25 protein-coding genes are annotated in these 23,277 nt (G+C 71.2%); 17 read left to right on the top strand and 8 right to left on the bottom strand.

The genetic code is table 11. The annotated features are described in order from the left end of the window. The first annotated feature begins 49 nt into the window (after window positions 1-49). The 3 genes from AB0G10_RS15570 (at window position 50) to AB0G10_RS15580 (ending at window position 2,591) form a co-directional block, all read left to right on the top strand. The gene (locus AB0G10_RS15570) at window positions 50-1,681 is read left to right on the top strand and encodes a methyl-accepting chemotaxis protein (protein WP_360920937.1); all 1,632 of its coding nucleotides are present in this window, start codon (window positions 50-52) and stop codon (window positions 1,679-1,681) included. Between the two features lie 144 nt (window positions 1,682-1,825). Then, a complete protein-coding gene (locus AB0G10_RS15575) occupies window positions 1,826-2,083 on the top strand; it encodes a hypothetical protein (RefSeq protein WP_360920940.1) in 258 nt (85 codons plus the stop codon). A 1-nt stretch (window position 2,084) separates the two neighbouring features. Continuing rightward, window positions 2,085-2,591: a GAF domain-containing protein gene (locus tag AB0G10_RS15580; RefSeq protein WP_360920943.1), complete on the top strand. Its 507-nt coding sequence runs from the start codon at window positions 2,085-2,087 to the stop codon at window positions 2,589-2,591. 28 nt (window positions 2,592-2,619) lie between these two features. On the opposite strand, the gene AB0G10_RS15585 is transcribed toward AB0G10_RS15580, so the two are convergent. Continuing rightward, a complete protein-coding gene (locus AB0G10_RS15585) occupies window positions 2,620-2,871 on the bottom strand; it encodes a hypothetical protein (protein WP_360920946.1) in 252 nt (83 codons plus the stop codon). Window positions 2,872-3,035: 164 nt separating this feature from the next. Between AB0G10_RS15585 and AB0G10_RS15590 the strand changes: the two genes are divergently transcribed. The 4 genes from AB0G10_RS15590 to AB0G10_RS15605 all read left to right on the top strand — a co-directional run bounded on the left by AB0G10_RS15590 (window position 3,036) and on the right by AB0G10_RS15605 (window position 6,817). Continuing rightward, complete coding sequence (locus tag AB0G10_RS15590; protein ID WP_360920949.1) at window positions 3,036-3,587, top strand: hypothetical protein; 552 nt, start codon at window positions 3,036-3,038, stop codon at window positions 3,585-3,587. Window positions 3,588-3,630: 43 nt separating this feature from the next. Then, entirely contained in the window at window positions 3,631-4,716 is a 1,086-nt protein-coding gene (locus AB0G10_RS15595; RefSeq protein WP_360920952.1) for a PfkB family carbohydrate kinase, read from the top strand. Between the two features lie 443 nt (window positions 4,717-5,159). After that, a complete protein-coding gene (locus tag AB0G10_RS15600; RefSeq protein WP_360920956.1) occupies window positions 5,160-6,506 on the top strand; it encodes a 6-phospho-beta-glucosidase in 1,347 nt (448 codons plus the stop codon). A 14-nt stretch (window positions 6,507-6,520) separates the two neighbouring features. Beyond that, a complete protein-coding gene (locus AB0G10_RS15605; RefSeq protein ID WP_360920959.1) occupies window positions 6,521-6,817 on the top strand; it encodes an antibiotic biosynthesis monooxygenase in 297 nt (98 codons plus the stop codon). Between the two features lie 48 nt (window positions 6,818-6,865). On the opposite strand, the gene AB0G10_RS15610 is transcribed toward AB0G10_RS15605, so the two are convergent. Continuing rightward, window positions 6,866-8,044 (bottom strand): acyl-CoA desaturase, encoded by a 1,179-nt coding sequence (locus AB0G10_RS15610; protein ID WP_360920962.1) that lies wholly within the window; start codon window positions 8,042-8,044, stop codon window positions 6,866-6,868. A gap of 79 nt (window positions 8,045-8,123) precedes the next feature. Then, entirely contained in the window at window positions 8,124-9,197 is a 1,074-nt protein-coding gene (locus AB0G10_RS15615; protein ID WP_360920965.1) for a ferredoxin reductase, read from the bottom strand. A 110-nt stretch (window positions 9,198-9,307) separates the two neighbouring features. Here AB0G10_RS15615 and AB0G10_RS15620 point away from each other — a divergent pair, with 110 nt between their 5' ends. The 7 genes from AB0G10_RS15620 (at window position 9,308) to AB0G10_RS15650 (ending at window position 16,079) form a co-directional block, all read left to right on the top strand. Further along, entirely contained in the window at window positions 9,308-10,504 is a 1,197-nt protein-coding gene (locus AB0G10_RS15620) for a helix-turn-helix domain-containing protein (RefSeq protein ID WP_360920968.1), read from the top strand. A 76-nt stretch (window positions 10,505-10,580) separates the two neighbouring features. Next, complete coding sequence (locus tag AB0G10_RS15625; protein ID WP_360920971.1) at window positions 10,581-11,267, top strand: hypothetical protein; 687 nt, start codon at window positions 10,581-10,583, stop codon at window positions 11,265-11,267. Window positions 11,268-11,446: 179 nt separating this feature from the next. After that, window positions 11,447-12,664 carry a histidine kinase gene (locus tag AB0G10_RS15630; protein WP_360920974.1) on the top strand — a complete coding sequence of 406 codons (1,218 nt, stop codon included), beginning with the start codon at window positions 11,447-11,449 and terminating at the stop codon, window positions 12,662-12,664. A 173-nt stretch (window positions 12,665-12,837) separates the two neighbouring features. Next, entirely contained in the window at window positions 12,838-13,476 is a 639-nt protein-coding gene (locus tag AB0G10_RS15635; RefSeq protein WP_360923016.1) for a response regulator transcription factor, read from the top strand. A gap of 146 nt (window positions 13,477-13,622) precedes the next feature. Further along, window positions 13,623-14,597, top strand: coding sequence for an ATP-binding cassette domain-containing protein (locus tag AB0G10_RS15640; protein WP_360920977.1), 975 nt, complete (start codon window positions 13,623-13,625; stop codon window positions 14,595-14,597). Then, a complete protein-coding gene (locus AB0G10_RS15645; protein ID WP_360920980.1) occupies window positions 14,594-15,250 on the top strand; it encodes a methionine ABC transporter permease in 657 nt (218 codons plus the stop codon). The genes AB0G10_RS15640 and AB0G10_RS15645 overlap by 4 nt, the downstream gene beginning before the upstream one ends. A gap of 112 nt (window positions 15,251-15,362) precedes the next feature. Next, the gene (locus tag AB0G10_RS15650) at window positions 15,363-16,079 is read left to right on the top strand and encodes a MetQ/NlpA family ABC transporter substrate-binding protein (RefSeq protein WP_360920983.1); all 717 of its coding nucleotides are present in this window, start codon (window positions 15,363-15,365) and stop codon (window positions 16,077-16,079) included. Between the two features lie 88 nt (window positions 16,080-16,167). On the opposite strand, the gene AB0G10_RS15655 is transcribed toward AB0G10_RS15650, so the two are convergent. Next, complete coding sequence (locus tag AB0G10_RS15655) at window positions 16,168-16,866, bottom strand: lytic polysaccharide monooxygenase (protein ID WP_360920986.1); 699 nt, start codon at window positions 16,864-16,866, stop codon at window positions 16,168-16,170. 348 nt (window positions 16,867-17,214) lie between these two features. Next, window positions 17,215-18,330, bottom strand: a complete 1,116-nt coding sequence (ald, locus tag AB0G10_RS15660) for an alanine dehydrogenase (RefSeq protein ID WP_360920989.1) — start codon at window positions 18,328-18,330, stop codon at window positions 17,215-17,217. Between the two features lie 131 nt (window positions 18,331-18,461). On the opposite strand from ald, the gene AB0G10_RS15665 reads away from it, so the two are divergent. Beyond that, window positions 18,462-18,929 (top strand): Lrp/AsnC family transcriptional regulator, encoded by a 468-nt coding sequence (locus AB0G10_RS15665; protein WP_360923019.1) that lies wholly within the window; start codon window positions 18,462-18,464, stop codon window positions 18,927-18,929. A 181-nt stretch (window positions 18,930-19,110) separates the two neighbouring features. Then, window positions 19,111-20,256, top strand: a complete 1,146-nt coding sequence (locus AB0G10_RS15670; RefSeq protein ID WP_360920992.1) for an endonuclease/exonuclease/phosphatase family protein — start codon at window positions 19,111-19,113, stop codon at window positions 20,254-20,256. Between the two features lie 315 nt (window positions 20,257-20,571). On the opposite strand, the gene AB0G10_RS15675 is transcribed toward AB0G10_RS15670, so the two are convergent. After that, a complete protein-coding gene (locus AB0G10_RS15675) occupies window positions 20,572-21,219 on the bottom strand; it encodes an SDR family oxidoreductase (protein WP_360920995.1) in 648 nt (215 codons plus the stop codon). A 51-nt stretch (window positions 21,220-21,270) separates the two neighbouring features. On the opposite strand from AB0G10_RS15675, the gene AB0G10_RS15680 reads away from it, so the two are divergent. Then, window positions 21,271-21,672 (top strand): PH domain-containing protein, encoded by a 402-nt coding sequence (locus AB0G10_RS15680; protein WP_360920998.1) that lies wholly within the window; start codon window positions 21,271-21,273, stop codon window positions 21,670-21,672. 22 nt (window positions 21,673-21,694) lie between these two features. Here the strand turns inward: AB0G10_RS15680 and AB0G10_RS15685 are convergent, their stop codons facing one another. Together AB0G10_RS15685 and AB0G10_RS15690 are read right to left on the bottom strand one after the other, a co-directional pair. Then, window positions 21,695-22,495 (bottom strand): amidohydrolase family protein, encoded by an 801-nt coding sequence (locus AB0G10_RS15685; RefSeq protein WP_360921001.1) that lies wholly within the window; start codon window positions 22,493-22,495, stop codon window positions 21,695-21,697. Between the two features lie 14 nt (window positions 22,496-22,509). Continuing rightward, window positions 22,510-23,256, bottom strand: a complete 747-nt coding sequence (locus AB0G10_RS15690) for a TetR/AcrR family transcriptional regulator C-terminal domain-containing protein (RefSeq protein ID WP_360921004.1) — start codon at window positions 23,254-23,256, stop codon at window positions 22,510-22,512. Window positions 23,257-23,277 lie beyond the last annotated feature (21 nt).

The following is a 23,277-nucleotide window of genomic DNA, read 5'->3' on the forward strand; positions in this document are numbered from 1 at the left end:
GACCCGTTGGTCTCTCAGCAGGTGCGCCCCGGTTGCCGACTGGGAAGACATGAGCGCGATGACCGCCGAGGCCGTGATGCCCAGGACCAGCAGCCGGGGCTACTGGGCGGACCTCAGTGTCAACATCAAGATTCTGGTGGCGGTGGCCGTCGCGTCGGTCGTGGCGCTGCTGATCGGGGTGCTCGGCCTGCGCGCGCTCGGTGAGTCGAGCGACACGGCGCAGCAGATCTACCGGAGCAACCTGCTCGGTGTCGCGGCGCTCGGCTCCCTGCAGAACTCCATGACGCAGGCCCGGCTCGACCTGTCGAACAACGCGGTCATGCGGGACCCCACGACGAAGCAGCAGTTCGCCGAGAGCTTCGCCGCCGACGTGAAGGCGATCGAGGCGGGCTGGGAGGAGTACGAGTCCACCGGGCCGGTCCCGCCCAGCGCCATGATCGCCGACGTGCGGGCGGACTGGCAGAGGATCGTCGACATCGCGAACGACCAGCTGCTGCCGGCCTCGGCCCGCAACGACCTCGCCACCTGGGCATCGGTCCGCAACGGCGACATGGCGGAGATCGTCACCGAGGTGAAGGAACACCTCGGCGAGATGGCCGCGATGGAGAAGGCCGCCGCCGCCCAGGCCGCCGACGACGCCCGCAGCGGGTACGAGTCCACCCGCCTCCAGCAGATCCTGCTGCTCCTCGCCGGGATCATCGCGGCGCTCACCCTCGGCTTCCTGGTGGCCCGCGGCATCGTCCGCTCGCTCAGCCGGGTCACCGAGGTGTGCGAGGGCCTCGCCGACGGCGACCTCACCCGCAGCAGCGGCCTCACCTCCGCCGACGAGCCGGGCCGGATGGGCCGCGCCCTCGACACGGCGGTCACCCGGCTCCGGGACACCGTCACCACCATCGGCGGCTCGGCCGCCACCCTGGCCGGCGCGTCCGAGGAGCTCTCCACGGTCAGCGCCCAGCTGCAGAGCGGCGCCGCCGACGCGGCCACGAAGGCGAACTCGGCCAGCTCCGCCAGCGAGGACGTCAACCTCGGCGTCCAGTCGATCGCCGCGGGCGCCGAGCAGATGAGCGCCTCGATCACCGAGATCGCCACGAACGCCTCGGAGGCGGCCCGGGTGGCCCAGGAGGGCATGGCCGTCGCCGAACGCACCAACAACCAGGTCGCCGAGCTGGGCGCGGCCAGCGCGGAGATCGGCGACGTGGTCCGGCTGATCACCAGCATCGCCGAGCAGACCAACCTGCTCGCCCTGAACGCCACCATCGAGGCGGCCCGGGCCGGCGAACTCGGCAAGGGCTTCGCCGTCGTGGCCGGCGAGGTGAAGGAGCTGGCCCAGCAGACCGCCAAGGCGACCGAGGAGATCACCCAGCGGATCGGCGCCATCCAGGAGTCCAGCGACTCGGCGGCCTCGGCGATCGGCGAGATCACCCACGTGATCCAGCAGATCGGCGACTACACCACCACGATCGCGTCGGCCGTCGAGGAGCAGACCGCCACCACCGGCGAGATGAGCCGCTCGGTCGCGGACGCGGCCACCAGCAGCGGCGACGTCGCCCGTACCGTCTCCGGGGTCGCGGAGGTCGCGAACGCGACCGCCGACGGCGCCCGGGCCACCCAGCAGGCCGCGGCGGACCTCACCCGGCTCGCCGGCGATCTCGCGAACCTGGTCGGCGGGTTCCGGCACTGAGGCCGTGCCGGCGGCTTTCGGCACCGAAGGTGCGGAAGGCACCGAGGCCCCGGGGTTCCTCCTTCCTGGTTTCGTTTCCCTCCGGTCGGGGATGCGGCCGCCGATGGTGTCTTCGCAGATGTCCGCCCGACACCCGGAGCCTTGATGACCGACGAAGCGTCCTACGGACTGCCACGCCCCACCGTCGAGGACGCGCGGGAAGCCGTCTACCGGGTGCACGGCGGGGACGGCCCCCGCGTCTGGGACCAGCTGGTCCGGACCGCCGGGGACAGCACCCTGGAACGGCTGCTGCCGGCCATGCAGTCCGCCGACCCCACCACCCGGCTCTGCGCGCTCGCCCTTCAGATCCGGGTCACCGCGCACAGCCAACTCACCGCCGCGTACACCACTGTCAGGAGCTGATGTGAACACCGAACTGTTCGACCGGCTCGGCACCCCGGAACGGATGCGGGAGATCGCCGGGTACGACCTGCTCCACCCGGACCTGCGCACCAGCCTCGACGAGATCGCCAAGCGCAGCGCGTCCCTGCTCGAGGCGCCGGTGTCGCTGGTCTCCGTGGTGCTCGACACCTCCCAGCTGATCATCGGAGCGCACGGCGTCTCGGGCTGGGTCGCGGAGGCGCAGGGCACGCCCGCCGAGTGGGCCATGTGCACGCACACCGTGCTCGCCGGGGAGCCGTACTGCGTGGTCGACGGCCGCGAGGACCCGAAACACGTGAACAACCCGTTCCTGGAGATGACCGGGCTGCGGAGCTACCTCGGGGTGCCGCTGCTCGGCCGGGGTGAGCAGGTGATCGGTGCGCACTGCGTGATCGACAGCCGGCGCCGCATCTTCACGGACGTGGACCTGGCCGTGCTCACCGACGGTGCCGAGAAGGTGATGAAGCTGCTGGGGGCGTATCGGCTCTAGGCCGTCGTCTCTCGAACCCCGGCCGGCTTCATCGCGGGTTCGCGTCCCAGCGCCAGCCGGTCAGCCGCTCGTGGCCGGGCAGGTCGCCGCGGCCGGTCGCCCAGAGCAGTGTCTCCCGGCGTCCGGTGCCGATCGGCGCGTCCGGGAAGAGCCGCCACAGCACCCGGTCGCAGAGGTCCTCCGGCGGGGTCCACTCCAGACCCAGGCCGCCCGCGAGATCGTGCAGGTGGACCAGCGTCTCGACGACCCCCATCGCGGCGAATCCCTCGGCGTCGGCCATGCCCATCGGGTGGAACGCGCGCCGGGGCCGCCCCTCGGCGGGCTTCGGGGCCGGCGCCTTGGCCGCTTCGGTGCCGCTCTCGGTCGCTTGGGTGCCGCTCTCGGTCGCTTGGGTGCCGCCCTCGGTCGCCGAAAAATGTCATAGGTGCGCGGCATCATCGCGACATGGGAGAACCAGCCACACCGATCCGCCGCCGTCTCGAGCTCAGCATCGCCGAGGCGCGCCTGCGGTTCCAGCAACTCGTGCGCGTCACCGGCCTCACCGGCCAGGTGACCGTCGTCGTCGACGGTGGCCGCCCGATCGCCGCCATCGTCCCGATGTCCGGCCTGCCGGGCGACGGCCCGCCGGTGACCGCCCCGGCGGCGGGAGCACCTCCCGCCCTGAGCCCTCCCGCCCCGGGCCCTCCCGCCCAGCCCTCTCCTGCCCAGCCCATTCCTGCCCAGCTTCCTCCCGCTCCTGCCCAGCTTCCTCCCGCTCCCTCTCCCCGGCGGCCGGTCGCGCCCATCCACGCGACCGAGGGCGCCGCCGACGGGTGGATGCGCCGCATCGAGAAGGTGCGCGAGGACGTCCGCCGCCAGCACGCCGGCCGCATCGGCGAGCTGACCCGGGCGCTCGACGAGGCGTGGCAGGCGCTCGACGCGGTGCGCCCGGCCGGTACCGATCGGGTGGTCGACACCCTTCGCGCCGCCCACGCCGACCTCCGGCCACCACGATGATCAATGGATATATGGCCTATCGGGGCGGGGGTAAGATCGGACGATGCCTGAGCAGCTCGACCTGTTCGTGCCGGGGGTGGTGTACCTCGACGTCATCTTCACCGGCCTCCGTGAGCTGCCCGGCCCCGGGACGGAGGTGTGGGCGCCCGGGATGGGCTCGTGCCCCGGCGGCGTGGCCAACCTCGCGGTCGCGGCGAGCCGGCTCGGCCTGCACACCGGTCTCGGCACGGCGCTCAGCACCGATGCCTACGGCGAGTTCTGTCACCAGGTGCTCAGCCGGCAGGAGGGCATCGACCTGTCCGCCTCGAAGCGGGTGGACGACTGGCATTCGCCGGTCACGGTGTCGCTCGCGTACGACCGGGACCGCAGCATGATCACGCATGGGCACCCGCTGCCGACCGAGCCCGACGGGCTGGTCAACGGCCTTCCGGCGGCCCGCAGTGCGGCCGTGAGCCTGGCCGGCTCCGGGATGGGCTGGGTGCACCGGGCCAAGGCCGGGGGCATGCTCGTCTTCGCCGACGTCGGGTGGGACGAGACCGAGGAGTGGTCGCGTGACGTGCTGGCGGCGCTGACCGACTGCCACGCCTTCCTGCCGAACTCGGTGGAGGCGATGCGCTACACCCGTACCGATGAGCCCCGGCAGGCGCTGGACAAACTCTCCGGCCTCGCCCCCGTCGTGGTCGTCACCTGCGGCGGCGACGGCGCGCTCGCGGTCGACGCGACGACGGGCGAGGTGGCCGCGGTGCCGGCCGTGCCGGTGGAGGCGCTCGACCCGACCGGCGCGGGCGACGTGTTCACGGCCGGCTTCATCACCGGCACGCTCGGCGGCTGGCCGCTCGCCGACCGGCTCGCGTTCGCCAACCTGGTGGCGGCGCTCTCGGTGCAGCATTTCGGCGGTTCGCTCTCGGCACCCGGCTGGGGCGACATCGCCGACTGGTGGCAGGCCGTGCGCGGTGCCGCCACCCGCCACCACGACGAGTCCGGCGAGGCCGGGCTGGCCCGGCGCTACGCCTTCCTCGACGACGTGATCCCGCCCGGCCGGCGGACCGCGGTGCACCGGGCCACGGCGACGATCGCGAGGCTGTCCGACGCCCGCCCGAGCACGGATCGTGAATCGGAGACCGAATGACCATGGGCGACTGAAAGACGGCGCCGCGTGCCGGCAGCCGTTCGTGACCGGGTCCGCGCAGGGCTTCTGTCCGCCGGCGGCGGCGGGTGGGTGGCCGCGGGCTCGTGCCTGGGCGGCCGCCTGCGATCGAGCGCTGACCGTGAGCGGGCGGCGGTTTCGGCGTGGGCGGCGGGCTGAGCGTTGGGCGCCGGGCGTGCGCAGTGGTTCGGGCGTGCGCGGTGGTTCGGGCGTGCGTGGCGGGCTGGGCGGTGGTCCGGGTCTGCGCGGCGGTCCGGGCATGCGCGGTGGTTCGGGCGTGCGTGGCGGGCTGGGCGGTGGTCCGGGTTTGGGCGGCGGTCCGGGCGTGCGTGGCGGGCTGGGCGTGGGCGGCGGGCTGAGAAGGGGTGGCGGTTGGTGACTTCGGCACATTTCGCGGCTGGGGGCCGCTTTCGACGGGGGAATGGATGCGACTGACGATTCTGGGTGGTGGCGGGTTCCGGGTGCCGCTGGTCTATCGGGCCCTGCTGGCCGATCACCGGCGGACCGGGATCACCGAGGTGGCGCTGCATGACGTCGACGGCGGGCGGCTGTCGGCGATCGGGCGGGTGCTCGCGGCTCAGGCCCGGGACGTGCCGGACGCTCCGGCCGTGGTCACGACCACCGACCTCGGGGAGGCGGTGGCGGGGGCGGCGTTCGTGTTCTGTGCCGTCCGGGTGGGTGGGCTGGCCGGCCGGGTGCTCGATGAACGGGTCGCGCTGAGGACGGGCGTGCTCGGGCAGGAGACCGTCGGGGCGGGCGGCATCTCCTATGGGCTGCGGACCGTGCCGGTGGCGCGGCGGATCGCGGAGACCGTGGCGCGGCGCGCGCCGGAGGCGTGGGTCATCAACTTCACGAATCCGGCGGGGCTGGTCACCGAGGCGATGGCGGGGCTGCTCGGCGATCGTGTGATCGGTATCTGCGACTCGCCGTCCGGCCTTGTCGACCGGGTGCTGCGGGCGCTCGGGGCCGACCCGGCGACCACGGACGTCGACTACGCGGGCCTCAACCACCTCGGGTGGCTCTACGGGGTGCGGCCGGAGGCGACGGGCGAGGATCTGCTTCCCGGGCTGCTGGCCGACGAGGCGCTGCTCGGGACGCTCGAGGAGGGGCGGCTCTTCGGGGCCGGCCGGCTGCGGGAGCTCGGGGCGATCCCGAACGAGTACCTGCACTACTACTACGACCCGGCCGGCACCCTCGCCGCCATCCGGGACGCGCCGCAGACCCGGGGCGAGTTCCTGCTGGAGCAGCAGCACCGGTGCTACGACTCGCTGGGCGACCGCACCCGCGATCCGCTCGACGCCTGGCTCGGCGCGTGGCGGGAACGGGAGGCCACCTACATGGCGGAGAACCGGGAGCTCGCCGGCGCGGGCGAGCGCGAGCACGACGAGTCCCGCCCGGCGGGGTACGAGGGGGTCGCCCTCGCGGTGATGCGCGCCCTCGCCGCGGACGAGCCGGCTCGGCTGATCCTGAACGTCCGTAACCGGGGCACCGTCGGTGTGCTCGACGACGACGCGATCGTCGAGGTTCCGTGCACCGTGGACGCCGCCGGCGCCGTACCCCGCAAGATCTTGACCTTGCCCGATCATGGGGTGGGCCTGGTGCGTGCCGTGAAGAGCGCCGAACGCGGGGTGCTCGAAGCGGCCGCCGCGGGATCACGGGCGGCGGCGATCCGCGCGATGGCCGCGCACCCGCTGGTCGGCGAGGTGGACGTCGCGACCCGCCTGGTGGACGCCTACCGCGACGCATTCCCCGACCTGAACTACCTCAGATAAGGATAAAACCAGATATGTACGGATATTTCGGCACGATGAAAGCGAAGCCCGGCCACCGCGACGCCGTCGTGGAGATCCTCGTGAGCGGCGCCGGCGGGCTGAAGGCGGCGGGCGCCCACCTGTACGTCGTGGGCGTGTCCGACACCGACGAGCAGACGATCTTCGTGAACGAGGTGTGGGAGTCGAAGGAGCACCACGACGCCTCGCTGCAGCTCCCGGAGACGCGCGCCGCGATCGCCACCGCCATGCCGATGCTGACCGGCGAGTTCAGCAGCACCGAGGCGCGCATCGTCGGCGGCCTGGGGGTGTGACGACGAAGGCCGCCCCGGACGACGCCGGGGCGGCCTTCGAAAAGGCGATCAGACGGTCGCCGGCTCCGGGTGACGCGGCGGGATCGCGTGGTCGATGTCGTTCGCCTTCTCGCGGTTCGGCAGCGCGAGGCGGAAGACCTTGGCCCACGCCGACGCGACCTGCATGGGCAGCGGGCCGGACACGTAGTTGAGGTCGTACTTCTCGAAGAGCGCCCGCACCTTCGGCGCGATCTCCGCGTAGCGGCTGGCCGGCAGGTCGGGGAAGAGGTGGTGCTCGATCTGGTGCGACAGGTTGCCCGTCATGATGTGCATGAGCTTGCTGCCGGAGATGTTCGCCGAGCCGAGCATCTGACGGAGGTACCACTCGCCGCGGGTCTCGCCCGTGATCGACGTACGCTCGAAGGTCTCGACGCCGTTCGGGAAGTGACCGCACATGATGACCGAGTGGCTCCACAGGTTGCGGACCACGCTGGCCACCGCGTTCGCGCTGAGCGTGCCGAGGAAGGCGCCGAGCGGGTTGCCGAAGGCGAGGCCGACCGGCACCGACAGCAGCGGGTGGACCACGTAGTCCTTAGCCGCCTGCTTGCGGATCTTGCGGCCGACTTGGCGGAGGGCGGCGCGGAAGGCCGGGTTGTTGCGGCGCTTCTTGCTCTTCAGGTTGCGGCCGAGCTCCAGGTCGTACGCGGCGATGCCGTACTCGAAGAAGATCGCGTTGATGAAGTTGTAGAGCGGCTGGCCGAGGTGGGCGGGCACCCACTTCTGCTGCTCGTCGACGCGCATGATGCCGTAGCCGAGGTCGTTGTCGCGGCCGACCACGTTCGTGTACTTGTGGTGCAGCTCGTTGTGCGAGTGCTTCCACTGCTCGGCCGGCGACGCCGAGTCCCACTCCCAGGTCGTCGAGTGGATCTTCGGGTCGCGCATGAAGTCGTACTGGCCGTGCAGGATGTTGTGGCCGATCTCCATGTTCTCGAGGATCTTCGAGATGGAGAGGCCGACAGTGCCGAGGATCCAGGCCGGCGGGAAGAGCGAGAAGAGCAGGACCGCGCGGCTGCCGAGCTCGATGCGCCGCTGCACCTTGATCATGTTGCGGATGTACTTGGCGTCCTTCTCGCCGCGCTTGGCGATGAACTCGTCCCGGATGGCGTCGAGCTCACGGCCGATCGCCTCGATGTCCTCGGGCGAGAGATGGGCGATCGGGTTGACGTCCTTGCGCTGCAGAGTGGTCACGGCGGTTCCTCGTTCTCTTTTTCGTCTGTTTCTTCGTCGGGAAGCGGTCAGGCGACGATGCTTCTTCTTCGGGAAGCGGTCAGGCGTCGATGCGGCACGGCCCGGCGGAGGCCGAGATGCACGTCTGGATCAACACGGGCTCGTCGAGCTCGGTGACGGTGGTGACGGCCCCGTCCCGGACGTCGCGGATGATGCCCTCGCGCATCGGCAGCACGCACTTGAAGCAGATCCCCATCCGGCAGCCGGAGGGCATGAGCTGACCGGCGGCCTCACCGGCGTCGAGGATGGTGACGCCCGGCGGGACCTCGGTCTCGACACCGGAACGCTCGAAGGCGACCGTGCCCCCGTCGCCGGCCACCAGCACGGTCGGCCGGAATCGCTCGACGTGCAGCCGGTCCTCGGCGCCCGCGTCGGCCCAGTGCTCGGCGAGGGCGTCCAGCATCTCGCCCGGGCCGCACGCCCAGGTCTCCCGCTCGAACAGGTCCGGCACCAGCTCGGCCAGGTCGGCTGCCTTGAGCCGCCCGTCGGCGCGGGTGTGCCGTTCGATCAGGCGGATGTGCCCCTTCGCTGCCAGATCGCGCAATTCAGACCCGAAGACAACATCTTCTTTCGTACGGGCGGAGTGCACGACCACGACGTCCGGCAGTTCGTGGACCGCGCTCCGGAGCATCCCCATGACCGGGGTGATCCCGCTACCGGCGGTCACGAACAGCGCCTTGGCGGGCCTCGTCGCCGGCAGCAGGAAGTCGCCGGCCGGCAGGTCGAGGGTGAGCAGCATCCCGCGGCGGGCGTGCTTGCGCAGGTAGGAGCTGACGACGCCGTCGGCGACCTCGTTCACGGTGACCGTGAACCGGCCGTCGGTGCGGCCGGCCGCGCTGCTCACCGAGTAGGCGCGCCAGAGCCGCACGCCGTCGACGTCCACGCCGAGGCGGACGTACTGCCCGGGCTGGTGGGGCTGCCAGTTACGGCCGGGACGCAGCTCCAGCGTCACGGCCTTGTCCGTCTCGTGGCGGACCGCCTCGACCCGGGCACGGAGGACGTTGGGGTTGCGGAGGGGCGCGATGACGTCGAGGTAGTCGGCCGGCACCACCGGGGTGGTGATCAACTCGACGACACGCCACGCGCCGTTGCGCAATGTCTGTGTAACTGGCACCTGACCAAGCCTGCTGCCTCACAGCGGCGAAAGCATGACCACGGGAAGTGAATCGGACGCCGCATAATTGTTCGGCGGGGACAAGGGTCGGACCGAAGAAGGGACAGAGAGTGATCGAGCCGCTGCGTGACGTGCGGTCCTACCGTCTCCCCGAGGACGTCGTGGCGCCGTTACGACGGGGACTGCCCGAGGTGGCCGTGCAGTGCATCGCCGCCATCACCATGGAAGTGCCGGCCTACGCGGAGGCGTTCGCCGGCGAGCTCGGCCACAAGATCGAGCGGGCCGTGCAGGCCGCGCTCGGCACCTTCTTCGACCTGGTGTCGCGGCCGGGCGCGGACGGGGGCGTGCCGCTGCGGGCCGCGTTGAGCGGGGCGTACGCGCTGGGCCGGGGCGAGGCCCGGTCCGGCCGCAGCCTGGACGCGCTGCTCGCGGCGTACCGGGTCGGCGCCCGGGTGGCGTGGCGCGAGCTCGCCGCGATCAGCGTCGGCGCCGGTCAGCAGGCCGCCGTGGTCGCCGACTTCGCCGAGATGGTGTTCGCGTACATCGACGAGCTCTCCGCCGCGAGCGTGGCCGGGCACGCCGACGAGCTGGCCGCGTCCGGGCGGATCCGGATGCGGCACCTCCAGGAGCTGGCCCAGGCCCTGGTCGCCGGCGAGCCGGCGCACGTCATCCAGGCGGCCGCCGAGCAGGCCGAGTGGACGCCGCCGCAGACGCTCACCGCGATCATGCTGCCGGAACGCGCGGCGCGCTGGGTGATCGACCTGCTCGACCCCCGGACCCTGCAGCTCGCCGACGCCGTACCCGAGCTGCCCGGGATGACCGTGCTGCTCGTCCCCGATCCGCAGGGCGAGTCCCGGCCGACCCTGTTCCGGCTGCTCACCGGGCACAGCGCGATGATCGGCCCGACCCGGCCGTGGCTGGAGGCGCAGTCCTCGGTGAACCGGGTCATCCGCGTCCACGAGCTGTGCCGGCCCGCCGGCGGGGGAGTGGTCGACACCGAGGACCACCTCGCCTCGGTCGTGGTCACCGCGGACCCGAGCGCGCTCGCCGACCTGCGGGCGCGGGCGCTCGCGCCGCTCGCCGGGGAACGTGGCGCGGCCGCCGCGAAGCTGGTCGAGACGCTGCGCAGCTGGCTGCTGCACCAGGGGCGGCGCGAGGACGTGGCGGCCGAGCTGTTCGTGCACCCGCAGACGGTCCGCTACCGGATGGCGCGGCTGCGCGAGCTGTACGGCGATCGGCTGAAGGAACCGGAGTGGGTGCTGGCACTCACCATCGCGCTGGCGGTCCCGGAGCCCGACCCGCTCTGAGGCATATACCAAAGTCGCGGGGCCGTCGACTTCGGTAGTCTGGCCCCGCTCTCCCCGGCGGCATAGCGTCGTTCCCGTGCCCGGAGAACCGACAGTCCTCACCCTCTCCCGAGCCGACCGTGCGTGGATCACCCTCGGCCCGGCGGCGGCCGGCGTGCTGCTCGCGCTGATCCTGCCGGTCGTCGCGCGGTGGCTCGCCGGCCTCGGCGTCGCGCTGCCGTTCGGCTTCGTGATCAAGGCGGTGGCGGGCGTCGACGCGTGGTGGAAGGTCGCGATCCAAGCGGCGATCTTCGGCGTTCTCGGCGCCCTGGTCAGCGCCGAGATCCTGCGGCGCGTCACCCGGGTCACGGTCGCCGACGACCGGCTCGAGCTGCAGACGGCGGGCGCCCGGCAGACGTTCGCGCGGCTCGAGATCGGCGCGCTCTACCCCGAACGCGACCTGCTGATCGTGCTCGACAACGACTCCCGGCACATGTTCCACGGCGAGCCCGGCGCCAGCCGCGCCCGGCTCGGCGAGGCGTTCCGCGAGCACGGCTGGCCGTGGCACGACGACGACCCGTTCGCCGGCCTCTACCAGCGCTGGGAGCCGTCCGGCGGCCAGCTGCCCATCGACGCCGACGCGGTGCTCACGGCCCGGGCCGTGGCGCTGCGCAAGAAGGCCGGCAAGGAGGCCGGCGAGCTGCGCGACACGCTGCAGAAACTCGGCTACGCCGTCCGCGACGAGGGCGACCGGCAGTTCTGGCGCCCGCTGGTCCGCCGATGAGCGGCCCGGCTCCGGGTGGGCCGTCTCCGGGTGGGCCAGCTCCGGGTGGGCCGGATCCGGGTGGGCTGTCTCCGGGCGGCTCGGGTCCGGGTGGGCCGGGTCCGGGTGGCCCGGGTCCGGGTGGGCCGCCTCCGGGCTGGCCGGTGGCTCTGCTGCGGCGCGGTGGTCCTTTGCGGACGGTGGTGAAGGATCGCGCCATCGACGTCGCGGCGATCCTGGTCTCGTGTTTCTGCGCGCTGCTGCTCGCCGGGTCGGCCGAGTCGTCCGGCCGGATCCAGGGCGACGAGACGTTCTTCGCGCTGCTGCTCGGGTTCGCCGGCTCGCTGTCCCTGTGGTGGCGGCGCCGCAACCCGCTCGCCGTGGCGTTCTTCCTGACGGCGCTCAGCCCGCTCGCCGAGACGATCGCGTTCGCCGGGCTGGCCACCCTCTACACGCTCGTCGTCCGGCGCCGCACCCGGGCCGTGCTGCTGATCGTGGTGCTGAACATCGGGACCGGATTCGCCTATTCGCTGCGCCGCCCCGACGTCGAGCTCACCCCGGTCGCCGAGATCGTGCTCAACGCCGCGCTGCTCACCACCGCGGTCGCGATCGCGCTGGCGGTCCGCTCCCGCTACGAGCTGATCGACTCGCTGCGCCACCGCGCCGAGCAGGCCGAAGACCACGCCCGCCTGCGCGCCGACCGGCTCCGCGCCCTGGAGCGCGAACGCATCGCCCGCGAGATGCACGACTCCATCGCCCACCGCATCTCCCTGGTCAGCCTGCACGCCGGCGCACTCCAGCTGCGCCGCGACCTGACCCCCGACGAGACCGCGAAAGCCGCCGCGACGATCCGGAAGAGCGCCCACGAGGCCCTCGAGGAACTGCGCGCCATCCTCGGCGTCCTGCGCGCCGGCGACAACGACAGCAACCTGCGCCCCCAACCCGACCTGACCCACCTCGGCGACCTGCTGGCCGAGGCCGAGGCGGCGGGCATGCGCGTCCGCGCCGACAACCGCCTCAACGGCACCCCGGTCTCGGCGGCGCTAGGCCGTACTGTCTACCGCCTGGTGCAGGAGGGCCTCACCAACGCGGGCAAGCACAACCCCGCGGCCACCCCGGTCGACCTGGTGCTGGAGCGGACCCCGGAAGGCGAACTCCACGTCCACCTCTCCAACCCCCTGCTGTCGCCGCCGCCGGGTCATGCTTCGGCGCCGGCTGGTCCTCCACCGCCGGGTCATGCTCCGGCGCCGGGCGGCCTCCCGTCCGGGCCGGCGGTTCCTGGAGCGCACGCGGGGCTCCTCGGCCTGAGCGAGCGCGTCGAACTCGTCGGTGGCCGCCTCCGGCACGGTGTCCGGGCCTCCCCGGGCGCCGGCCTCACCTTCGACCTGGAAGCCTGGCTCCCATGGCCGAAGACCTGACCTCCGAGCGCAGCGAACCGACCGGCGATCCGGCCTCCGAGCGCAGCGAACCGACCGGCGATCCGGCGTCCGAGCGCGGCGAACCGACCGGCGATCCGGCCTCCGGGCGCGGCGAACCGGCCGGCGGGGTGACCTCGGGGCTGGGCGAGCCGGCTGCCGCTGCCGGCGGCGCGGTGATCCGGGTGCTGATCGCTGATGACGATCCGCTGGTGCGGGTGGGGTTGTCGCTGGTGCTGGGGGCCGGCGCCGACATCCGGGTGGTGGGGGAGGCCGCCGACGGCGTCGAGGCCGTCGAGGCGGCTCGGCGGCTGGCGCCGGATGTGGTGCTCATGGACGTCCGGATGCCTCGGATGGACGGTCTCGCCGCCACCGAAGTGCTGCGGCGCGGCGGGGAGAAGCCGGCGATCGTGGTGCTGACGACGTTCGACACCGACGACTATCTGCTCGGGGCCCTGCGGCTCGGCGCGAACGGGTTCCTGCTCAAGGACATCGCGCCCACCGAGATCCTGGACGCGGTACGCCGCGCGGCAGCGGGTGAGCCGATCCTCGCGCCGTCGGTGGTGCCCCGGCTCATCGAGCACGCGGTCGGGCGGGGGAGTGTGGCCGGGCCGGATCCGCTGGACGGGCTGACCGAGCGGGAACGGCACGTCGCCGAGGCCGTCGCGACCGGGGCCTCCAACGCGGAGATCGGTCGTGATCTGCACATGAGCGTGCCGACCGTGAAGTCGTACGTCTCCCGGCTCATGGAGAAGCTGAAGTGCGCCAACCGCGTCCAGATCGCGATCCTGGTCCACGAGTCCCGGAGAAACTGACCGGCTTGAAAGTGACGATCTTCGTGAGGGTCGTTACATCAATTGGCGTCACGGACACCTGAAAGCTATCTTTGGCCACGGTGCAAAGCCGATCAGTTGAGTAGGTTTTGCGACGCTCGTCACATCGGCTGACCAGGGTGTTTTACGTGATAGAAATCAGCGGTCTGCACAAGACTTACCGCTCACGCAAGCGAACGGTCAACGCCGTCGACGGCGTCGACCTGTCCGTGGGCGAGGGCGAGGTCTACGGCGTCCTCGGTCAGAGCGGCGCCGGCAAGAGCACGCTGCTGCGCTGCGTCAACATGCTGGAGAAGCCGGACGCCGGCACGGTCGAGGTCGACGGCGTCGAGCTCACGAAGCTGCGCCGCGGGGACCTGCGGATCGCCCGGCACGGCATCGGGATGATCCACCAGCACTTCGCGCTGCTCTCCTCGCGGACCGTCGCGGCGAACGTCGCGTTCGCCCTGGAGATCACCGGGACGCCGCGGGGCGAGCGTCGTCAAAGGGTGAAGGAGCTGCTCGACCTCGTCGGGCTCAGCGAGCGCGCCGACGCGTACCCCGCTCAGCTCTCCGGCGGGCAGAAGCAGCGCGTCGGCATCGCCCGCGCGCTCGCCGCCCGGCCGAAGGTGCTGCTCTCCGACGAGGCGACGTCGGCGCTCGACCCGGAGACGACCGACTCGATCCTGCGGCTGCTGCTCGACCTGAACCGGCGGCTCGGCCTCACGATCCTGCTGATCACCCACGAGATGACAGTGGTGAAGCGGATCTGCACGTCGGCCGCGGTGATGCGGGACGGCCGGTTCGTCGAGTCGGGGCGGGTCGCCGACCTGCTGCGCGAGGACTCCGAGCTGGCCCGTGACCTGTTCCCGATCGAGGCGCCGACCGCGATCCCCGGCTCGACCGTGATCGACGTGACGGTGAGTGGCGAGGATGCGGATCGGCCGTTGCTGGCGGAACTGGCCCGCCGGTTCGACTCCGACGTACGCATCCTCGGTGGCTCGGTGGAGACGCTCGCCGCAACGCGCGCCGGAAGATGGAGGCTCGCCCTGCCTGGCGAGGACAACCAGGAAGCCGTGGACTTCCTCCGCAAGTCGGGCGCGTTGGTGGGGGCCGCGAGATGACCTGGTCCGAAACGTTCGAGCTGCTCGGCACCGGATTCCAGGAGACCGCCTGGATGGTCGGTGTGTCGACGCTGCTCACCGCGATCGGCGGCCTGCTCATCGGCGTGCTGCTGATCCTCACCGACAAGGGCGGGCTGCTCGAGGCGCGGCCGGTCAACGCCGTGCTCGGCGTGATCGTCAACGTCGGCCGGTCGCTGCCGTTCATCATCCTGCTCGTCGCGATCATCCCGTTCACCCGGCTGATCGTCGGCACCACGATCGGCACCGACGCGGCGATCGTGCCGCTGACCATCGGCGCCATCCCGTTCTTCGCCCGGATCGTCGAGTCCGCCCTGCGTGAGGTGCCGTCCGACGTCGTGAGCGCCGCCGTCGCGATGGGCGCCACCCGCCGCCAGATCGTCGGCAAGGTGCTGCTCCGCGAGGCGATGCCGGCCCTCATCGCCGGCCTGACCATCACCGTGATCGCGATCATCGGCTATTCGGCGATGGCCGGCACGGTCGGCGGCGGCGGTCTCGGCGACCTCGCGATCCGGTACGGCTACCAGCGCTTCGAGACCGAGGTCATGATCGCCACGGTGGTCGCTCTGGTGGTCTTCGTCCAGCTTGTCCAGATGGTGGGCGACATTCTCGTCCGCCGGCTCTCACACCGCTAGAAAGGTTCCGCGAAAAATGCGCCGCTTGGCCGCCCTCATCGCCGCTGGTTCCCTCCTTCTTGGCCTCGCTGCTTGCGGTTCTTCCTCTGACGAATCCGGCGATTCGGACGTCTTGAAGGTCGGCGTCAGCCCGGTCCCGCACGGCGAGATCCTCAAGTACGTCGCCGACAACCTGGCCTCCGCCGAGGGCCTCAAGCTGGAGATCGTCGAGTTCAACGACTACATCCAGCCGAACGTCGCCCTCAGCGAGGAGCAGATCGACGCCAACTACTTCCAGCACATCCCGTACCTGGAGGAGGAGGTCGCGGCGAAGGGCTACAAGTTCAAGGCCTTGGCGCCGGTGCACATCGAGCCGCTCGGCGTCTACTCCAAGACCGTGAAGAGCATCGCCGAGGTCCCGGACGGTGGCGTCGTCGCGATCCCGAACGACCCGTCGAACTCGGGCCGCTCGCTCAACCTGCTCGCGAAGAACGGCCTGATCACGCTGAAGGACGGCGTCGGCGTCAAGGCCACCGAGAAGGACATCACGGCCAACCCGAAGAACCTGCAGTTCAAGTCCCTGGAGGCGGCCCAGCTCCCGCGCAGCCTCGAGGACACCGCGATCTCGGTGATCAACGGCAACTACGCGATCGAGACGGGCCTCAAGCCGTCGGCCGACTCGCTCGCGCTGGAGACCGGTGACGACAACCCGTACGCCAACCTGGTCGTCGTCCGGGCCGGCGACGAGAGCGACGCCCGGGTCGTCAAGCTGGAGAAGCTGCTGCACTCGGCCGAGGTGAAGAAGTTCATCGAGGACAAGTACCAGGGTTCGGTGCTCGCCGCCTTCTGACCGCTCCCGGTCCTCCCCGATCTTGTTGATTCCGTGCGCCCCGTTGCCGCGCAGATCAACAAGATCGGGGACTGACTGGAATCGGGGGTCAGCAGGCTCCCTGGTCCACCCATACGGCGGCGGAGCCGGGCGTCTCACCCTGGGTCCACCACGACGCCCGCCACTTGCGGCCGTTGTGGGTGGCCAGGTTACCGCCGACGTACACCGTCGAGCTCGCCCACGCTCCGACGCCACCGCAGTTGCCGGTGGGCGGGGGAGTCGTCGGGCCACCGCCGCCGGTTCCGCCGACGTTCACGTCGATGCACGAGTAGAACGCGTTGGTGGTGTCCGAGATGTTCCAGACGGCGAGGATCTTCTGCCGCCCGGAGTAGCCGCTCAGGTTCACCGTGTGCGACAGCGTCGCCGGCGGCTGCTGGTTGTTCCCGCTGAACGACGCGATCCGTGTGTTCCCGATCCAGTACTCCCAGTTCGCCGTCGCGTGCCGCGCCGTATTCACCCAGGTGAACGTCTGCGACGTGCCCACGTTGGTGGCCGGCCAGCCTCTGCTGTCGTCGTTGAGCTCCGCGAACTGCCCGACGTTCGCATTGCACGTCTTGAGCCCCTTCGGCCCTTCGACGCTCTGCGGCTCGTACTTGATCTGCCCGCACGACATTCTGCCCTGCGCGCAGAGCGCCTGCCTGCTGGGCGGCGAGGAGACGTACCCGTGCGCCGCTGCCGGGGATGCCGCCAGCAACGACCCCGCGGCGCCGACGATGGCGACCGCGAGCAGGGCGAGCAACCTACGCATGCCACACCTCCAATGACGTTCATCGATTCATGGGTGTGACAAGAATATAAAGCAAACTTTCCTAACAGAGAACAGTCAGATTCAAGGTCAAATTCAAGATGTCGCATCGGGGTGGGTGGTTCAGTTCGCTGCTCCCGCCGAGGGCCCGGCCCGGGCCGCTGGCCGCTACGCGTCCATCCCGCGGCCACGAGCCGGGCGACCTGAGTGAGCCCTCCGCTCCCTTCCTCTCAGTCCCGCCCCGAATCCGTCCCCGCCGGGCACGCTGTCCCTCGTACCCGAGAGGGGTTTGGTCCATGAAAAACGGGCGCGTCGCCGGAAGGGTCCGGAAACGCGCCCGCGGGCGACCTGCTAAGCCAGGATCGTGGAGATCTTCTCGGTGGGGAGGCCCAGGGCGGTGCCGACCGAGTCGTTGGTCAGGGTGCCGTTGTGAGCGTTGAGGCCCAGGGCCAGGGCCGGGTCGGCGCGGAGGGCGTCCTTCCAGCCCCGGTCGGCCAGGCGGAGGACGTAGGGCAGGGTCGCGTTGGTGAGGGCGTACGTCGAGGTGTTCGGGACGGCGCCGGGCATGTTCGCGACGCAGTAGAAGACGGACTCGTGGACCTGGTAGACCGGGTCCTGATGGGTGGTCGGGCGCGAGTCCTCGAAGCATCCGCCCTGGTCGATGGCGATGTCGACGAGGACCGAGCCGGGCTTCATGCGCTTCACCAGGTCGTTGGAGACCAGCGTCGGGGCCTTCGCGCCGGGCACCAGCACCGCGCCGATCACCAGGTCGGCCTCGAGGACCGACTGCTCGATGGCGAGCGAGCTCGAGACGAGCGTCTTCACCCGGCCGCCGAACTGCGCGTCGATCTGCCGCAGACGCGGGATGCTCAGATCAAGAACGGTCACGTCGGCGCCGAGGCCGAGGGCGATGGTGGCCGCGTTGACGCCCGAGACGCCGCCGCCGATCACCGTGACCTTGGCGGGGGAGACGCCCGGGACGCCGCCCGGGAGCACGCCGCGGCCGCCGCTGTTGCGCATCAGGCTGTACGCGCCGACCTGCGGGGCGAGCCGGCCGGCGACCTCGGACATCGGGGCGAGCAGCGGCAGCGAGCCGTCCGCGAGCTGCACGGTCTCGTAGGCGATCGCCGTCGTCCCGCTCTCCAGCAGCGCCTTCGTCCCCTCGGCGTCGGCCGCGAGGTGCAGGTACGTGAAGAGCACCCGGCCTTCGCGCAGCCGGTGGTACTCCTCGGCGATCGGCTCCTTGACCTTGAGGACCATATCGGCCGCGTCCCAGACCGCGTCGGCGTCCGGGGCGATCGACGCGCCGGCCGCGAGGTAGTCCTCGTCGGTGATCGCGGAACCCGCGCCGGCCCCGGCCTGGATCAGGACCTCGTGGCCGTGGCGTACCAGCTCCACCACGCCGGCCGGGGTGATGGCCACCCGGTACTCGTGGTTCTTGACCTCTTTCGGCACGCCGACGCGCATGGGGGTTGTCCTTTCGACTCCGTTGTCTTCTGGCGATAGGGTGGAACGATGTGCAGCGGGCGGGCAAGTGCGGCGAAGATGATTCTGTCCGCGTCGGCCTCGGTGTTTTTCGTTCGCGCGGAGATCGCATGATGGCCGAGCCGCCGAAGGATGTTCGAGGCCTCGACGAGATCGATCTGGAGCTGCTGAGCCTGCTGCGGGCCGACGGCCGGATGCCGAACAACGCCCTCGCCGACCGCGTCGGCATCGCCCCATCGACGTGCCTCACTCGCGTCCGGCGGCTGCGCGAGCTCGGCGCGATCCGCGGCTTCCACGCCGACGTCGACCCGGCGTGGATCGGCCGGCCCATCCAGGCCATGATCGCCGTCCGGATCCGGTCGGACGCGCGGGACGGCATCGGCAAGTTCGCCGAGTCGCTCGCCGGGATCCCGGCCGTCCGGGACGTCTACTTCGTGTCCGGGTCGTACGACTTCCTGCTGCACGTCGCGGCCGCCGACGTCGACGACCTGCGCAACGTGATCACCGAGCGGCTGAGCAGCACCCGGCTCGTGGCGGGCACCGAGACGTACCTGATCTTCGAGCACCGCCGAGGGGCTTAATCCGGCATTGCTCTCCCGTTCGATCGTCCGGTATGGAGGGTTAAGACTCCGGCGATCGGATGGTGTGATGAAGAGAGTTCTTCTCGTCGCCGCGCTCATCGCGGCTTTTGTCCCGTCTTCTGCTTTTGTCCCGTCTGGTTTTGTCTCGTCTCCCGCCCAGGCTCACGGGCGCCACGACGATGTGCGATTCGCGACTTTCAACCTCTCGCTGAACCGGTCCGCCGAGGGCCTGCTCCGCGAGCATCTGGCGAACCCCGATGTCGACGACGTCTACCGCCGGCAGGCGCGCAACGTCGCCGAGGTCATCCAGCGGGCCGCCCCGGACGTAGTCTTGATCAACGAGTTCGACTACGACCCGGCGGCGGCGCGGCTGTTCTCGGCGAACTTCCTCGAGGTGTCGCAGAACGGCGCTCCGAAAATCCGGTATAAATACCGATATGTCGCCCCGGTCAACACGGGTGTCGCGTCCGGTTTCGACCTGAACAACAACGGTGTCGTCGACACGACCCCGGGTGACGGCTCCTACGGCGACGACGCGTTCGGCTACGGCGTCTTCCCCGGCCAGTACGGCATGGTCGTCTACTCGAAGTACCCGATCGACTTCGGCTCGGTGCGCACCTTCCAGAAGTTCAAGTGGAAGGACATGCCCGGCAACCTGATCCCGGCCGGCTTCTACTCGCCGGAGGAACAGGCCGTCCTCCGCCTGTCGTCGAAGAGCCACTGGGACGTCCCGGTCCGGGTCGGCGGTCGTACCGTGCACTTCCTGGTCTCGCACCCGACGCCGCCCACCTTCGACGGCGCCGAGGACCGCAACGGACGCCGCAACCACGACGAGATCCGGTTCTGGGCCGACTACGTCCGCGGCGCCCGCTACATCTACGACGACCGCGGCCGGCGCGGCGGTCTGGCCCGCAACGCCGCCTTCGTGGTCGCCGGTGACCAGAACGCCGACCCGAACGACGGCGACTCCTACGACGGCGCGATCCACCAGCTGCTCGACCACCCGCTGATCAATTCCGGCCGCATCCCGTCGTCGGCCGGCGCCGCCGAAGCGTCCGCTCTGCAGGGTGGCGCCAACACGTCGCACACCGGCGACCCGCGACACGACACCGCCGACTTCGCCGACACGGCGCCCGGCAACCTGCGCGCCGACTATGTCCTGCCGAGCACCGGCCTCAAGGTCGTCGGCAACGGTGTCTTCTGGCCTACCCGGGCGAACCCGCTCTCCCGGCTCTCCGGCGTCTACGGGCCGGAGTGGTCGGCGGTGGGTGGCTTCCCCACTTCGGATCACCGCCTCGTCTGGACCGACCTGAAGCTCCGCCGCTGACGCCATCCCGCGTCCCGGTTCCCTGGCTGTACCACAGAGCGACAATTCGGGCGTGGGGTCAGCCGTGGTGTGCAGCCGGTCTCGGTTGGCTGCACAGGAGGGCGACAATTCGGGCGTGGGGGCAGCCGTGGTGTGCAGCCGGTTCGGGCTGGCTGTACGGCAGGGCGACAAATCGGGCGTGGGGGCAGCCGTGGTGTGCAGCCGGTTCGGGCTGGCTGTACGGCAGGGCGACAAATCGGGCGCGAGGTGGAGGGCGCGGGGTGCGGCCGTGGGGTGGCGGGCGCTGGGTGGCGGAAGGCGGCGGCCGCGGGGTGGCTAGGGGTGCAGAGAGTTCACTGCTTCGGGCACCGGGGTCTCGCCGTTGAAGAGTTCGGCCACCGTGCCGATGGTTGCCGGCGTGTGGAGAATCTCGGCCAGGACCGCGGCCACGTCGTCGCGGGTCACCGGGCCCCGGTTGCCCAGGGTGGTGGTGAGGTTGACCCTGCCCGTTCCGGGGTCGTCGGTCAGGGAGCCGGGCCTGATGATCGTGTAGTCGAGGCCGCTCGCGATCAGGTGGCGGTCGGCGTCGGCCTTGGCCTGGAGGTAGGGGAGCATGGGACCGTCCGCCGCCTCGGGACGGTCGGCGCCGATGGAACTGATCATCACGTAGCGGCGTACGCCCAAGGCTCTTGCCGCATCGGTGAGCTTGACCGCGCCACCCAGATCGACTGTCGCCTTGCGCGCGGCGCCGCTGCCGGGGCCCGCACCCGCGGCGAAGACCACCGCGTCGGCGCCCTTCACGTAGGCCTCGAGGCTCGCGTCGGCCTCCAGATCGCCGAGCACCGGGATCGCGCCGACCGCTTCCAGATCGGCGGCCTGCCCGGGTTTGCGGATCAGGCCGCGGGCCCGGTCACCGCGCGCGGCGAGCAGCCCGAGGAGCCGCAGAGCGATCTTGCCGTGTCCACCGACCACGAGAACGTCCATGGGGCGACCGTACCTCGCCGGGGCGGCCCGCCTCTGGGATGATCGACCACCATGAGCCAGACATGGGGTGTCACGCCGGCGGGCAAGATCGGGCCGATCGTGGCCGGGGTGGTCGTGACCGGGTACGGATACGCGGTCGCCGGCCCGGTCTTCGGAACGGTGGCCCTGGTCGTCAGCGCGGCCGGGATCTGGCTGGCCGCGTTCCGTCCGTCGCTCACGCTGACCGCCGACGAGCTGATCGTGCGCAACCCGTGGAGCACCACGACGATCCCGCTCGCCGACGTGAAGGGGTTCGGCGGGGCCTACGCCGGGCTCAGCATCGAGCGGCACTCCGGGGGTTCGGTGGCGGCGTGGGCCGTGCAGAAATCCAACGCCGCGAAGTGGGCCGGCAAGCGGACCCGGGCCGACGAGGTGGCCGACGCCATCCGCGAGGCCGCGGGCCAGCGCCTTTGAGAAGCGCTTCGAAAAAGCGCCTTCAAGAGAGGCCGTAGACCCGGATGGCGGTGCCCCCGAAGATCTCGTCCAGCGCGGCCGCGGGCAGCGGCGGCAGGGCCTCCCGCAGGGCCGTCAGCACCTCGCCGTAGCGAGCCACCAGCAGGCAGACCGGCCAGTCCGAGCCGAACATGAGGCGGGAGGGGCCGAACACCTCGACCGCCGTGGCGATGTAGGGGCGCAGGGCTTCGACCGTCCAGGACGGGCCGATCTCGGTGACCAGGCCGGAGAGTTTGCAGGTGACGTTCGGGTTGGCGGCGAGGTCGGCGAACGGGCCCCGCCAGCCGGCGAAGGTGCGCGGCTTGCCGAGGTGGTCGAGGACGAACCGCAGGCCGGGGATCGCCTGCGCGGCCCGGGCCGCCGCCGGCAACTGGTCCTCGCGGATCACCAGGTCGAAGACGAGGCCAGCGTCGGCTATCGCGGCGAGGCCGCGGCGGACGTCGGGGCGGTCGAGGTGGTCGGGGTCGGGTTCGGCCTGCACCTGGGCGCGTACCCCGACGAGGTGGGGCGACCGGGGGAGCGGGCCGGGGTCGGTCACGTCGACCCAGCCGACCACGCCGGCGATCTCCGGGGTCTCGTCGGCGTAGCGCAGGAACTCGGCCGTCTCCGAGGGGTGGCACCGGCCGCCCTCGACCAGCACGGTGGCGCCGACCCCGGCCGCCCGGAGCTCCGGCGTCAGGTCGGCGGGCAGGAACGGGCGCCGGATCGGGGCGAGCCCGGGGGCGTCGAGCCAGGCGTAGCCCGCCTCCGGCCGCCACAGGTGATGGTGGGCATCGACGATCACGGATCAATACTGCCCTACCGGGCGAGGAGCGCCTCGACCCCGTCGAGCAGGCGCTCCAGGCCGAATCGGAAAGTCCGATCCGGATCACCCACGGCGTTGTACTCCTGTCCCGCCGCCGTGCCGACCCGCCCGGAGAGCGGGTACGCGCCGGGCGGCATGACGCGCTCCAGGACCGGCGCGTTGACCGCCCACCAGTCGGCGTCCGAGATGCCGCTCTGCTCGGCGGTGCGGCGGGCCGTGACCGAGACCTGCGCCGAGCCGGCCGTGTAGGCGCCGAGCATCGCGACGACCTGGTCCATCTCGAGGTCGGTGAGCCCGGCGCCCTCGATCGCGGCGAGCTGCCACTCGTAGCGCTCGGAGGAGTGCGGGCCGATCCACGGCCGGCTGCTCTCCACCTGCAGCAGCCAGGGGTGGCGATGGTATTCGTCCCACATGTGGAAGGCCACGGTGGTGAGGCGTTCGCGCAGGTCGCCGTCGAGCGGGGGATGCGCGTGCTCGCCGATGACCTCGTCCACCATGAGGCCGATCAACTCCGAGCGGCCCGGAACATACGTGTAGACGCTCATCAGCTTGAGGCCCAGCCGGTCGGCGACCTTCCGCATCGAGAACGCCGGGAGGCCCTCCTCGTCGGCGACGGCGACACCGGCCCGGATCACCTCGTCCACGCTGACGCGCTTCTTCGGGCCCCGGGTGCCCTGCGGGGTTCCCAGCGTGCGCCGCCAGAGCAGCTCCAGCGTGCGGTCCGGTTCCCGATTCTCCATGTGCGGATATTACCCCGTGGG

The organism is Actinoplanes sp. NPDC023714 (genome assembly GCF_040639855.1).
In the GTDB taxonomy this organism is placed as follows: Bacteria; Actinomycetota; Actinomycetes; order Mycobacteriales; family Micromonosporaceae; genus Actinoplanes.

Excerpts from the sequence above, each read along its gene's own strand:
- AB0G10_RS15570 (WP_360920937.1), top strand. The coding sequence starts at position 50 with ATGAGCGCGATGACCGCCGAGGCCGTGATGCCCAGGACCAGCAGCCGG.
- AB0G10_RS15575 (WP_360920940.1), top strand. The coding sequence starts at position 1,826 with ATGACCGACGAAGCGTCCTACGGACTGCCACGCCCCACCGTCGAGGAC.
- AB0G10_RS15585 (WP_360920946.1), bottom strand. The coding sequence starts at position 2,871 with ATGGCCGACGCCGAGGGATTCGCCGCGATGGGGGTCGTCGAGACGCTG.
- AB0G10_RS15590 (WP_360920949.1), top strand. The coding sequence starts at position 3,036 with ATGGGAGAACCAGCCACACCGATCCGCCGCCGTCTCGAGCTCAGCATC.
- AB0G10_RS15595 (WP_360920952.1), top strand. The coding sequence starts at position 3,631 with ATGCCTGAGCAGCTCGACCTGTTCGTGCCGGGGGTGGTGTACCTCGAC.
- AB0G10_RS15600 (WP_360920956.1), top strand. The coding sequence starts at position 5,160 with ATGCGACTGACGATTCTGGGTGGTGGCGGGTTCCGGGTGCCGCTGGTC.
- AB0G10_RS15605 (WP_360920959.1), top strand. The coding sequence starts at position 6,521 with ATGTACGGATATTTCGGCACGATGAAAGCGAAGCCCGGCCACCGCGAC.
- AB0G10_RS15645 (WP_360920980.1), top strand. The coding sequence starts at position 14,594 with ATGACCTGGTCCGAAACGTTCGAGCTGCTCGGCACCGGATTCCAGGAG.
- AB0G10_RS15655 (WP_360920986.1), bottom strand. The coding sequence starts at position 16,866 with ATGCGTAGGTTGCTCGCCCTGCTCGCGGTCGCCATCGTCGGCGCCGCG.
- ald (WP_360920989.1), bottom strand. The coding sequence starts at position 18,330 with ATGCGCGTCGGCGTGCCGAAAGAGGTCAAGAACCACGAGTACCGGGTG.
- AB0G10_RS15665 (WP_360923019.1), top strand. The coding sequence starts at position 18,462 with ATGGCCGAGCCGCCGAAGGATGTTCGAGGCCTCGACGAGATCGATCTG.
- AB0G10_RS15675 (WP_360920995.1), bottom strand. The coding sequence starts at position 21,219 with ATGGACGTTCTCGTGGTCGGTGGACACGGCAAGATCGCTCTGCGGCTC.
- AB0G10_RS15680 (WP_360920998.1), top strand. The coding sequence starts at position 21,271 with ATGAGCCAGACATGGGGTGTCACGCCGGCGGGCAAGATCGGGCCGATC.
- AB0G10_RS15690 (WP_360921004.1), bottom strand. The coding sequence starts at position 23,256 with ATGGAGAATCGGGAACCGGACCGCACGCTGGAGCTGCTCTGGCGGCGC.